Origin of the sequence: Ochrobactrum sp. SFR4, assembly GCF_019730395.1 — a bacterium.
Classification (GTDB): domain Bacteria; phylum Pseudomonadota; class Alphaproteobacteria; order Rhizobiales; family Rhizobiaceae; genus Pseudochrobactrum.
The window spans coordinates 112,324-124,582 of sequence record NZ_JAAPBB010000005.1 but is presented as its reverse complement, the minus strand read 5'-3'; the positions used below and the strand labels follow the sequence as shown (position 1 = coordinate 124,582).

At 51.6% G+C, this 12,259-nt stretch carries 10 protein-coding genes; all 10 read right to left on the bottom strand.

Features of this window, described 5'->3' with window-relative positions:
• Nucleotides 1-199 precede the first annotated feature (199 nt).
• The gene (locus HBA93_RS08120) at nt 200-1,153 is read right to left on the bottom strand and encodes an acetyl-CoA carboxylase carboxyltransferase subunit alpha (RefSeq protein ID WP_121992175.1); all 954 of its coding nucleotides are present in this window, start codon (nt 1,151-1,153) and stop codon (nt 200-202) included.
• 134 nt (nt 1,154-1,287) lie between these two features.
• The gene (gene xerD, locus HBA93_RS08115; RefSeq protein WP_221722942.1) at nt 1,288-2,235 is read right to left on the bottom strand and encodes a site-specific tyrosine recombinase XerD; all 948 of its coding nucleotides are present in this window, start codon (nt 2,233-2,235) and stop codon (nt 1,288-1,290) included.
• The gene (locus HBA93_RS08110) at nt 2,225-2,452 is read right to left on the bottom strand and encodes a hypothetical protein (RefSeq protein ID WP_116088620.1); all 228 of its coding nucleotides are present in this window, start codon (nt 2,450-2,452) and stop codon (nt 2,225-2,227) included. The genes xerD and HBA93_RS08110 overlap by 11 nt, the downstream gene beginning before the upstream one ends.
• Nucleotides 2,453-2,606: 154 nt before the next feature.
• Nucleotides 2,607-4,013 carry a dihydrolipoyl dehydrogenase gene (gene lpdA, locus HBA93_RS08105; protein ID WP_221722941.1) on the bottom strand — a complete coding sequence of 469 codons (1,407 nt, stop codon included), beginning with the start codon at nt 4,011-4,013 and terminating at the stop codon, nt 2,607-2,609.
• Nucleotides 4,014-4,085: 72 nt separating this feature from the next.
• Entirely contained in the window at nt 4,086-4,523 is a 438-nt protein-coding gene (locus HBA93_RS08100; RefSeq protein WP_502910065.1) for a hypothetical protein, read from the bottom strand.
• A gap of 163 nt (nt 4,524-4,686) precedes the next feature.
• Nucleotides 4,687-5,346 carry a LysE family translocator gene (locus HBA93_RS08095; protein WP_022712273.1) on the bottom strand — a complete coding sequence of 220 codons (660 nt, stop codon included), beginning with the start codon at nt 5,344-5,346 and terminating at the stop codon, nt 4,687-4,689.
• Between the two features lie 98 nt (nt 5,347-5,444).
• Entirely contained in the window at nt 5,445-6,659 is a 1,215-nt protein-coding gene (gene odhB / locus HBA93_RS08090; RefSeq protein WP_221722940.1) for a 2-oxoglutarate dehydrogenase complex dihydrolipoyllysine-residue succinyltransferase, read from the bottom strand.
• Nucleotides 6,660-6,738: 79 nt separating this feature from the next.
• On the bottom strand, nt 6,739-9,735 hold the full coding sequence (locus HBA93_RS08085) for a 2-oxoglutarate dehydrogenase E1 component (protein ID WP_221722939.1): 2,997 nt from the start codon (nt 9,733-9,735) through the stop codon (nt 6,739-6,741).
• Between the two features lie 314 nt (nt 9,736-10,049).
• Entirely contained in the window at nt 10,050-10,952 is a 903-nt protein-coding gene (gene sucD, locus HBA93_RS08080; RefSeq protein WP_113943807.1) for a succinate--CoA ligase subunit alpha, read from the bottom strand.
• A gap of 3 nt (nt 10,953-10,955) precedes the next feature.
• Entirely contained in the window at nt 10,956-12,152 is a 1,197-nt protein-coding gene (sucC, locus tag HBA93_RS08075) for an ADP-forming succinate--CoA ligase subunit beta (protein ID WP_113943808.1), read from the bottom strand.
• Between the last annotated feature and the right edge of the window lie 107 nt (nt 12,153-12,259).

Genomic DNA, 12,259 nt, shown 5'->3' with positions numbered 1-12,259 from the left:
CTAGAGCAGTTCCTGTGACGACTGAATTGCCGGAGCCGCTGTATCTTTTTGCCCAACGCATCGTAGCGGGAAAAGAAATCAGTCCGGCGAACTGATTTTCCCGCGAGAGCGCTTCGCACTTTTGCCGGAAATGCTTTTAAAACATAAAGGCCGCGCTGGTTGCGCGGCCTGAATTTGGAATACGCGGTTGAAATCTCCGTCAGAGATTACGACCCATGGCCAGATATTTCTGGCGGCGTTCCTGTTTCAGTGTTTCGCCGTCCACGCCTTCAAGAGATTTCAGGGCTGTTGCAATCACTTCGCCTGCAGCATCGATAATCGCATTTTTACCGCGATGTGCGCCACCGAGAGGCTCAGGAATAATATTATCAATGATTTTCAGCTCAAGCAGATCCTGTGCAGTGATGCGCATATTGGTGGCTGCATCTTTGGCGCGGGTCGAATCACGCCACAGAATTGAAGCAGCACCTTCCGGTGAAATCACCGAGTAGATTGCATGTTCAAGCATGTAAACGCGGTTGGCGACAGCGATAGCAATCGCACCACCGGAACCGCCTTCACCGATCACAACCGTGATAACAGGTACGCGCAGTTTCAGGCTCATTTCCAGCGAGCGGGCAATAGCTTCCGCCTGACCGCGCTCTTCAGCGCTGACACCAGGATAGGCACCGGCAGTATCGATGAATGTGATAACCGGCAGTTTGAAACGGTCAGCCAGTTCCATGATACGGATGGCTTTACGATAGCCTTCCGGACGCGGGGAGCCGAAATTATGTTTCAGACGGGTTTTAGTGTCGTTGCCTTTTTCCTGTCCGAGCACAGCAACAGCCTGACCGTTAAAGCGCGCAAAACCGGCCTGAATGGCCTGATCTTCGGCAAAGTTACGGTCACCGGCCAGCGGTGTGAATTCTGTAAACAGGCGGTCCACATAATCCAGACAATGCGGACGATCCGGATGACGGGCAATCTGCACTTTCTGCCAAGGGGTGAGTTTGCGGTAAATATCTTTCAGCGCGTCGCTAGAGCGCTTTTCAAGGCGCCGTATCTCATCACTCATCTCGACACTGCCGCTTTCCTGCGCCAGTTTTTTCAGTTCGAGGATCTGACCATCGAGATCTGCGACGGGTTTTTCGAAATCAAGGTAATTATACATATGACCTGACTATTACGCTCCGGAGATTAAAACCATCAGACATTAAGGTCTGAGAGAGGGTTTCATCTGTCCTATATAGATTGTCTGACAGAAAAATCTATCTGCCGAATATGTTTCTCTTAAACTTCATAACGTCAATCGGCAAGCGGATGATGCGTTGCAACGAGCTGATGCAGTCTTTCTTCCAGCACATGGGTATAAATTTGTGTCGTAGAAATGTCCGAATGGCCTAATAATTGCTGTACTGCACGTAAATCCGCACCATTTTGCAAAAGATGACTGGCAAAGGCGTGACGCAGCACATGGGGAGAAACGGCAGCGGCCGAAATTCCGGCGCGGGCGGCAAGGGACTTCAAATCGCGGGCAAAGACCTGTCGTGCCAGAAACCCGTTGTCCGAGCGGGCAGGAAACAGCCAGGGACTATTCTGCCATTCGGGCACCCTGTCGCGTAAATTGACGTAAACCTGCAAGACATTTTGTGCTTTTACAGATAACGGCACCATGCGTTCTTTGGCACCTTTGCCGCGCACCAGCAGAAAGCGCTGATTGCTGCGGATAGTTTTCTCCGGCAGGCTGACAAGCTCGCTGACACGCATACCGGTGGCATAGAGCAGTTCCAGAAGCGCATGCAAACGCACGGCGTTGAAGTAGCCGCTCATATCTTCTTGTGCCCATACTTTAAGATCTGCTTCCGCCTCAGCCTGTGCAAGCAGCTTTGAAACTGTGTCTTCGCTCATGATTTTAGGCAGTGCCTGATTTTTCTTCGGCGCATCGATGATACCGGTCGGATCGTCGCTGCGCATGCCTTCAGTATAGAGAAAGCGGAAGAATTGCCGCAAAGAGGAGAGGCGGCGTGCCTGTGAAGTGGAAGCGAAGCCCTGAATATTCATCTCATCAAGGCAGGCTTTAATATCGACGGAATTGGCTGAAACCAGTCCGGTTTTGCGACCTGCCATAAATTCCGCAGCGGTTTCCAGATCGCGGCGATAGGATTCCAGCGTATTGTCTGCAGCCCCCCGTTCAGCACTCATCATTTCCAGAAACGAGTCGATTGCAGCATCTGTTGAGAGATTATTCTGCATCTTCAGCCTCCGGTTCACCCTCTGTATAGGGCGATGGCACAGGGGCCGGGCTGACGGGTGCAGTATCGCGCGGTTGCTGCACCATTTTATGTGCCGGTACGCGAACAACAATCTCTGACGTCACCGGACTGACAGTTTTCACAAGCACCAGCATCAGCCCGTAAATACAGGCAGAAATCAGAGCCAGAATGATAATCAGGCGGGTGAGGGTTGGCATAAAGGTAATAGTGCTTTCACAGTGACAGAGATATTTGGTGCTATTGTGCCCTGATAATCTCAATAAAGCCTAACCAAATTCGATCTGAAAAAGAAAAGGCCCGGTAAAAACCGGGCCTCGTATTTTATGTAATCCGCAGATTACGTAGAACCAATTACATATGAATTGGTTTGTCGTAAGTTGCCATTGCTGATTCACGAACAGCTTCCGACATGGTCGGATGTGCATGGCAGGTACGAGCCAGATCTTCGGAAGAGCCGCCAAACTCCATCAAAACGGTCAGTTCGTGGATCATTTCACCGGCATTGTAGCCGAGGATATGAGCGCCGAGAACTTTGTCAGTTGCTTTATCAGCCAGAATTTTCACAAAACCGTCTGTGTGCTGCATTGCACGTGCACGGCCATTGGCTGTGAACGGGAATTTGCCGACTTTATATTCAATACCGGCAGCTTTCAGCTCTTCTTCGGTTTTACCGACAGAAGCAACTTCCGGCTGGGTGTAAACAACGCTCGGGATCACATCAAAATTGACGTGGCCTTTCTGACCGGCGATGATTTCTGCAACTGCAACGCCTTCATCTTCGGCTTTGTGCGCCAGCATCGGGCCTTTAACCACGTCGCCGATCGCATAAATGCCGGCTACATTGGTCTGCCAATGATCATTGATCGCAACGCGGCCGCGTTCATCAAGAGCAACACCGGCTTCAGCCAGACCCAGACCATCAGTGTAAGGACGACGGCCGGTCGAAATCAGAACGGCTTCGGCTTCAAGGGTAACAGCATCGCCGCCTTTAACAGGTTCGAAAGTAACCTTGGCGCCATTGCCGGATTTTTCAACAGCTGTCACTTTGGCGCTGAGTTTGAAATCAATGCCCTGTTTAGCCAGCATACGCTGGAACTGCTTGGAAACTTCACCATCCATGCCGCCGAGGATCTTGTCGAGATACTCGACAACAGTCACTTTAGCACCGAGACGCGACCATACGGAGCCGAGTTCCAGACCGATCACGCCGCCGCCGACAACAACCAGAGTTTCAGGCACTTTAGTGAATTCCAGCGCGCCGGTTGAAGAAACAATGACTTTTTCGTCAATATCAACATTAACGCCCGGAATACCGGCAACATCGGAACCGGTGGCGATGATGATGTTTTTGGTTTCGAGTTCTTTGACAGAACCGTCTTCAGCAGTGACAGAAACTTTGCCTGCAGCAACAACTTTACCAAAACCGGTGAAAGCTTCGATCTTGTTTTTCTTGAACAGGAATTCAACGCCGGTGGTGTTGGCTTTAACAGTTGTTACTTTGTGCGCCAGCATTTTTCCGAGGTTCAGCTTTGGTGCACTGACTTCAACGCCGAGCGCGTCAAAAGAATGACCGGCTTCCGCAAAAACTTCAGAAGCGTGCAGCAATGCCTTTGAAGGGATACAGCCGACATTGAGGCAGGTGCCGCCGAAAGTGCTGCGTTTTTCAACAACGGCAACTTTCAGGCCGAGCTGGGCAGCTTTGATAGCTGCAACATAACCGCCAGGGCCGGTACCGATAACAACGACATCATAAGACATTGCTTAATCCTTTTAACTCTTTTTAAGTCCGCTCAGGCAGGGGATTTCTGCATGAAGACAAGGGTCGATCTTTTACTCTTCGGGTGTGCAGGCTTTAAAGCGAAACACTTCCCAGTTCAGCGGTTCGGCCGGTTTGGCCGTTCCAAAATCATAACTGTCCAGCATACTGACGAAATCCGGCAGGAGGATCGCTGCGGCAGCCGGTTCATCATTGCGGGGCAGAAACTCTGCATCTGCACCATCTTTAAGCGCATATACTACGCCCTGCCAGATTGTGCAGTCATCAATTTCATCTTCAGCAGTCTCATCACCCGCACAATTATAGGTGATCATGGCTGTCGGGCGGGCTGCACCGTCTGTCCATTGCACAGTGCCCTGTAATTTGAATTCAGGTTTTTCATTGGCAATGATGGTGAAACTGTTTCCTGACTGCTCATCGTCTTTTTGGACAGGGCTGAAAGTCAGTGTGTAATTCTGGTCTTTGTCAGAATAGGCGGCGCGGTTCTGCATACAGGCGGCTGAGGCAACGGCTGTGGCGGTCAGCAGAATCGTACAGCTTGCGAGACAGGTAATAGTCTTTTTGAAAATGGCTGATTTGATAGGCATTGTTCCCTCACCGGGCTTTAAAAGTCTGATTTACACCATTGGCCTGAAATACGATGCGTACTTCTTTCTAATGGGCTTGCTGACTGGCCAGCTTAATTCCTAATCCGATAAATACCATACCGGTCACGCGATTAAACCATGCACCCAGAGCGAAAAAGCGTTTACGCACGGGTTCCAGCGTAAAGAACAAAGTCACAATTGCAAACCAGCCGATGACGACGATTGCGATCAGAATTCCGTAAATACCCTGAATTGCAGCCGGTGTTTCATGGCTGACAAGGGATGAGAACAGGGAGAGGAAAAACAACACGGCTTTCGGGTTCAGCGCATTGGTGATGAAACCCATAGTAAAGCAGCGTTTGGCCGAAATTGCCTTTTGTTGTGGTTGAGCAGCTTCGCCGTCTGTCTGAAGAATTTTATCTGCATCGGCTGCATTGAGCGGTTTTTCCCGCAGCGCCTTGATGCCGAGATAAAACAAATAGGCAGCACCCGCCCATTTAATCAGCGAAAACAAAAACAGAGACTGGGATACGATCAGGCCGATACCGAGGATCGTATAGGAAATGTGGAACATCAGCGATGCGCCGATGCCAAGACTGGTGATGAAGGCTGCACGGCGGCCATGCACAATGCTTTGGCGCACAATCAGCGCGAAATCCGCACCGGGTGCAACGAGCAGGATCACGAATACCGCCATCAGACCGGTGAATTCGATCACATACTGCATGAGAGGCTCCGTGATATTAAAATATAATAGCCATAGCGGCTTATAAAAGATGCAGTTGAAAAGAGCGCTGTCGGGAGACAGCGCTCTTAGTCATTTTATTACAGGTCGAGAACCAGACGTTCCGGATCTTCCAGGCTGTCCTTAACGCGAACGAGGAAGGTCACAGCTTCTTTGCCGTCTACGATACGGTGATCGTAGGACAGAGCCAGATACATCATCGGACGGATAACGATCTGACCGCCGACAACAACCGGACGTTCCTGAATCTTGTGCATACCGAGAATACCGGACTGCGGTGCGTTCAGGATCGGGGAAGACATCAGGGAGCCGTATACACCACCATTGGAGATGGTGAAGGTGCCGCCCTGCATATCAGCCATGGAAAGCTGACCGTCACGGGCTGCACGGCCGAGACGACCGATTTCTTTTTCGATTTCAGCAATCGACATCTGGTCGGCATCGCGAACAACAGGAACCACGAGACCCTTGTCAGTACCGACTGCAACGCCGACGTGAGCAAAGTTCTTGTAGATGATGTCTGTACCGTCGATTTCGGCATTAACAGCAGGAATTTCTTTCAAAGCGTGAGTTACAGCTTTGGTGAAGAAACCCATGAAGCCGAGCTTAACGCCGTGCTTCTTCTCGAAGATATCTTTGTAGCGTGAACGCAGATCCATAACCGCGCTCATATCCACTTCGTTATAAGTGGTGAGCATGGCTGCGGTGTTCTGAGCATCTTTCAGACGACGTGCAATGGTTTGACGCAGACGGGTCATTTTCACGCGTTCTTCGCGTGGTGCATCACCGGCAGGGGACGCAGGACGTGCAGCAACTGGAGTGGCGGCGGCTGCAGGTGCAGTGCCTTTTGCCAGAGCGGCAAGAACATCGCCTTTGAGAACCTGACCACGTTTGCCGGAACCGTCAACCTGATCATTGTTCAGGCCGGCTTCAGCCATCAGCTTGGCAGCAGCAGGAGCGGCTGGCATGGAAGAAGCAGTTGCGGCAGGTGCAGCAGCGGCTACAGGTGCAGCGGCTGGCGCAGCAGCAGGTTTTGCGGCAGGAGCAGCAGCGGCACCCGATGCATCAATCTGGCCGAGCAGGGCATCGAGACCAACATTGTCACCTTCCTGAGCGGTGATTTCTGTCAGAACGCCGGAAACAGGCGCAGGAACTTCAATAGAAACCTTATCGGTTTCCAGTTCAACCAATGGTTCATCAGCAACAATAGCGTCGCCGACTTTTTTGAGCCATTTGCCGATGGTTGCCTCTGTGACGGATTCCCCGAGGGTGGGAACGCGGATTTCGGTTGCCATGGTTTTATCTTCCCTGGATCTTTAATCTGAATGATAGGCGACCCGCTGAGAATAAATCAGCGGGTCAGAAATTTAAATTTTAAGAACCGAGCGCATCTTCAAGGAAGGCTGCGAGCTGTTCAAGATGCTTGGACATCAGACCTGTTGCAGGCGATGCGGAAGCCGGACGGCCTGCATAGCGGGCACGCGGATATTTCGCATCAATATGCGCCAGAACCCATTCCAGATAAGGTTCAATGAACGACCATGCGCCCATATTCTTCGGCTCTTCCTGACACCAGACGATTTCTGCACCGCGGAAGCGGGACAGTTCGTTGATGAGAGCTTTTGCCGGGAACGGATAAAGCTGTTCAACGCGCAGCAGGTAGATATCGTCGATACCGCGTTTTTCACGCTCTTCGTAAAGGTCGTAATAGACTTTACCGGAGCAGAGAACGACACGACGAATCTTGGCATCTTTCTGCAGCTTGATCGGCTGATCCTTGAGATATTGTGCATCATCCCACAGCAGACGGTGGAACGTGCTGTCTCCGGATAGTTCGCTCAAGGAAGAAATTGCACGCTTGTGACGCAGCAAGGACTTCGGTGTCATCATGATCAGCGGCTTACGGAAGTCGCGTTTCATCTGACGACGCAGAATGTGGAAGTAGTTTGCCGGTGTCGTAACATTGGCAACCTGCATATTATCTTCAGCGCAAAGCTGCAGATAACGTTCCAGACGTGCTGATGAATGTTCAGGACCCTGACCTTCATAGCCGTGTGGCAGAAGGCAGACGAGACCGGACATACGCAGCCACTTGCGCTCACCTGAAGAGATGAACTGGTCGAATACAACCTGGGCACCGTTTGCGAAGTCACCGAACTGGGCTTCCCACAGTACCAGTGCGCGCGGATCTGTCAGCGAGTAACCATATTCGTAACCGAGCACGGCTTCTTCCGAAAGCATCGAGTTGATGGCTTCGTAAATCGCCTGACCCTTCTGAAGATTATTCAGAGGAATATAGCGGCTCTGATTTTCCTGATCGTAAAGAACAGTGTGACGCTGCGAGAATGTACCGCGTTCCACGTCCTGACCGGAGAAACGGATCGGGTGGCCTTCGAGAGACAGCGAACCGAATGCCAGCGATTCAGCTGTTGCCCAATCAATACCTTCACCACTGTCGATCATCTTCGAGCGATTGTCGAGGAAGCGCTGAATGGTGCGGTGTACGTTGAAGCCTTCAGGGGTTTCGGAAAGTTTCTTACCGATTTCCTTGAGGGTTTTCGCTGGTACGCCGGTTTTGCCGCGACGCTGTTCATCAGCATTGTCAGCTGTACGCAGGCCCGCCCACGCACCGTCGAGCCAGTCGGCTTTATTCGGCTTGTAGTTCTGGCCGGCTTCGAATTCTGTTTCCAGCTTGTCGCGCCAGTCAGCTTTCATCTGGTCGATGTCAGCCTGAGTCAAAAGACCTTCGCCGATCAGCTTTTCACTGTAGAGCTGTACAGTGGTTTTGTGCTTGCGAATTTCTTTGTACATCAAAGGCTGTGTGAACGCAGGCTCATCGCCTTCGTTGTGACCGAAGCGGCGGTAGCAGAACATGTCCACAACAACCGGCTTATGGAAAGTCTGGCGGAATTCGGTTGCAACTTTTGCAGCGAATACAACAGCTTCCGGATCATCACCATTCACATGGAAAATCGGTGCTTCAATCATTTTCGCTACATCGGAAGGATATGGCGAAGAACGGGAGAAGGCCGGATTGGTGGTGAAACCGATCTGGTTATTGATGATGAAGTGAACTGTACCGGCAACGCGGTGGCCGCGCAGGCCCGACAGACCAAGGCATTCTGCAACAACGCCCTGACCGGCAAATGCCGCATCACCATGCAGCAGCAGCGGCATGACTTTAGCGCGTTCTGCCAAAGGTACAACTTCATCACGGGTGCGGCCGGCCAGCAGATCCTGCTTGGCGCGGGCTTTACCCATAACAACCGGATTAACGATTTCCAGATGCGAAGGGTTGGCTGTCAGCGACAGGTGAACGGAGTTGCCGTCAAATTCGCGGTCGGAAGACGCACCCAGATGGTATTTAACGTCGCCTGAACCTTCCACATCATCCGGCGCATAGGAGCCGCCTTTGAATTCGTGGAAAATAGCGCGGTGCGGTTTGCCCATCACCTGCGAAAGCACGTTCAGACGGCCGCGGTGAGCCATACCGAAAATGATCTCTTTCACGCCCATGGAGCCGCCGCGCTTGACGATCTGTTCAAGGGCAGGGATCAGGGATTCACCGCCATCAAGACCAAAGCGCTTGGTGCCTTTGTATTTCACGTCGATGAACTGTTCAAAGCCTTCAGCTTCGATCAGTTTGGACATGATGGCTTTCTTACCTTCCGGTGTGAAAGCAATGCTCTTATTGGCGCCTTCGATGCGCTCCTGAAGCCAGGCTTTTTCAGCCGGATCAGAAATGTGCATGAATTCAAAGCCGATTGTCGAGCAATAAGTGCGCTTCAGAATATCGAGCATTTCGCGAACGGTCGCATATTCGAGACCGAGCACGTTGTCGATGAAGATTTTGCGGTCAAAATCAGCCGGTGTGAAACCGTAATTTTCCGGAGCCAGTTCATTATGATCATCCGGCTTTTCGGAAAGACCGAGCGGATCAAGATTGGCATGCAGGTGGCCGCGCATACGGTAAGCGCGGATCATCATGATCGCGCGAACACTGTCGCGTGCTGCCTGTGTAATTTCTGCTTCAGACAGAGCCGGTGCAGCAGCTGCAGCTTTGCCGCCTTTGCCTTTCAGCTTGTCTGTCATATGTTTTTCAACATCTGCCCAGTTGCCGTCGAGAGCATTGGTCAGCTCATCTTTCGGCGTCACAGGCCAGCTGCTTTTTTCCCAGGATGCACCGCGGGCATTTTCAATCACATCTTTCGGATTGTCACCGAGATTTGCGAAAAAATCGCGCCATTCTGCATTGACCGAATTCGGATCGGTTTCATATGCAGCATAGAGCTCCTCAATATAGTCGGCATTGCCGCCATAGAGAAACGAGGTCAGGGCGAAAACGTCATTGGCTTCTTCTTGCCGTGCCATTGTCCTTGCCGGAGTATCCACTCCGTCTCCTTATACCGGCCATACCGGAAAATCTTCCGGTCCCGTTTTAAGTTGCTGGTCTGTTGTCTCTGTTCTGAGAAATAGTGCGTTTGTACTGATTTCCAACAGAAACGGGCATAAGTTTTAGTCTAGCGAACCCGGTTCGGGGTTCAGGCGTGCCATGGGCCACGAACCGGGCTTTTTAGAGGCAGTCACGCAATGCGACTGCCAATATTCTTTTAGTTCAAAGGGATTAACCCCTGAGAACCTCAGCCTAAGGGCATTAGCCCTTGAGAACTTCAACCCAAAGGCAATTAGCCTTTGAGAACTTCAACAAGTGTTTTGCCGAGCTGTGCAGGCGACGGGGAAACGCGGATACCGGCTTCTTCCATAGCTGCAATCTTGTCTTCAGCGCCGCCCTTGCCGCCGGAGATAACAGCACCGGCGTGACCCATCGTGCGGCCTTCCGGAGCGGTACGACCGGCGATAAAGCCAACCATTGGCTTTGAACGGCCGCGCTTGGCTTCGTCTTTGAGGAACTGAGCTGCTTCTTCTTCAGCCGAGCCACCGATTTCACCGATCATAACGATCGATTTGGTGTTGTCGTCTGCGAGGAACATTTCCAGCACGTCGATAAATTCTGTGCCTTTAACCGGATCGCCGCCGATACCAACAGCGGTTGTCTGGCCGAGACCTTCATTGGAGGTCTGGAACACAGCTTCATAGGTCAGTGTACCGGAGCGGGAAACAACGCCGACCGAACCTTTTTTGAAGATGTTGCCTGGCATAATGCCGATTTTGCATTCTTCAGGGGTCAGGATGCCTGGGCAGTTAGGGCCGAGGAGGCGTGATTTTGAACGTTCCAGACGTTCTTTCACACGAACCATATCCATAACCGGAATACCTTCGGTGATGCAGACGATGAAGCCGACTTCAGCTTCGATTGCTTCGATGATGGCATCCGCTGCACCTGCAGGCGGAACGTAGATTACGGACGCATCTGCACCGGTACGTTCTTTAGCTTCAGCAACAGTTGCAAAAATCGGCAGGTTTTCGCCCTTGGAACCGGTCCATGTTTCGCCGCCCTTTTTAGGGTGGATACCGCCGACCATCTGGGTGCCGTAATAGGCAAGAGCCTGTTCAGTGTGGAAAGTACCTGTCTTACCGGTCAGACCCTGAACGAGAATCTTGGTGTCCTTGTTTACAAGAATAGACATGGATCAATTTCCCTTCACTGCAGCAACGATTTTCTGTGCTGCATCGTCGAGATCGTCAGCTGAAATAACATTCAGGCCGCTCTCGTTGATGATTTTCTTGCCAAGCTCAACATTGGTGCCTTCGAGACGAACGACCAGAGGAACTTTAAGGCCAACTTCTTTAACAGCTGCGATCACGCCTTCAGCGATAACGTCGCATTTCATAATGCCGCCGAAGATGTTCACGAGAATACCTTCAACAGCCGGATCAGCAGTGATGATCTTGAATGCAGCTGTTACTTTTTCTTTGGTAGCGCCGCCGCCAACATCGAGGAAGTTCGCTGGTTCTGCGCCGTAAAGCTTGATGATGTCCATGGTTGCCATAGCAAGACCGGCACCATTGACCATGCAGCCGATATTACCATCGAGGGCAACATAGGCCAGATCATGCTTGGAAGCTTCGATTTCTTTTTCGTCTTCTTCCGACAGATCGCGCAGTTCCTGAATGTCAGGATGACGGAACAGAGCATTGCCGTCGAAGGATACTTTGGCATCCAGTACGCGTACACGACCATTGGTCATGACGATCAGCGGGTTGATTTCCAGAAGGCTCATGTCTTTTTCAACAAAAGCTTTGTAGAGAACCGGAAACAGAGCGATTGCATCTGCGCGGGCTTCGCCTTCGAGCTTCAGCGCGTCTGCGAGCTTCGCATTGTCTTCATCGGTCACGCCTTTGGCAGGATCGATTGCAACATTGATGATCTTTTCCGGTGTTTCTTCCGCAACAGCTTCAATGTCCATGCCACCTTCGGTGGAGACAACGAAAGCCGGACGGCCGTTGCTGCGGTCGATCAGCAGGGAGAGATACAGTTCACGGTCAATATCCGCACCATCTTCGATGTAAAGACGGTTAACCTGTTTACCGGCAGGACCGGTCTGCTTGGTCACCAGAGTGTTGCCGAGCATTTCTTTAACATTGGCAACAACTTCTTCGATGGATTTGGCAAGACGCACGCCGCCTTTAGCATCGGCTGGCAGTTCTTTGAACTTACCTTTACCGCGGCCACCGGCGTGGATCTGGCTCTTGACCACATAAAGCGGGCCAGGAAGGGTCTTTGCCCATTCTTCAGCCTGTTCAGCGGAGTATACAGCCACGCCGTTGGCAATCGGTGCGCCGTAGGAGTGGAGCAGGCGCTTAGCCTGATATTCGTGAATATTCATCTGGTTGTCCTTTTAAGGGCGCTCCTGAAACCTGTGGTTTCAACTTGTGTTGATAGACAGGCTTCGTGATTTTTATATGAAGTTCCAGAGACCAGTTCGGGGCCACT

Coding starts and splice junctions, on each gene's coding strand:
- HBA93_RS08120 (WP_121992175.1), bottom strand. CDS start 1,153: ATGTATAATTACCTTGATTTCGAAAAACCCGTCGCAGATCTCGATGGT.
- xerD (WP_221722942.1), bottom strand. CDS start 2,235: ATGCAGAATAATCTCTCAACAGATGCTGCAATCGACTCGTTTCTGGAA.
- HBA93_RS08110 (WP_116088620.1), bottom strand. CDS start 2,452: ATGCCAACCCTCACCCGCCTGATTATCATTCTGGCTCTGATTTCTGCC.
- lpdA (WP_221722941.1), bottom strand. CDS start 4,013: ATGTCTTATGATGTCGTTGTTATCGGTACCGGCCCTGGCGGTTATGTT.
- HBA93_RS08100 (WP_502910065.1), bottom strand. CDS start 4,523: ATGCAGAACCGCGCCGCCTATTCTGACAAAGACCAGAATTACACACTG.
- HBA93_RS08095 (WP_022712273.1), bottom strand. CDS start 5,346: ATGCAGTATGTGATCGAATTCACCGGTCTGATGGCGGTATTCGTGATC.
- odhB (WP_221722940.1), bottom strand. CDS start 6,659: ATGGCAACCGAAATCCGCGTTCCCACCCTCGGGGAATCCGTCACAGAG.
- HBA93_RS08085 (WP_221722939.1), bottom strand. CDS start 9,735: ATGGCACGGCAAGAAGAAGCCAATGACGTTTTCGCCCTGACCTCGTTT.
- sucD (WP_113943807.1), bottom strand. CDS start 10,952: ATGTCTATTCTTGTAAACAAGGACACCAAGATTCTCGTTCAGGGTCTG.
- sucC (WP_113943808.1), bottom strand. CDS start 12,152: ATGAATATTCACGAATATCAGGCTAAGCGCCTGCTCCACTCCTACGGC.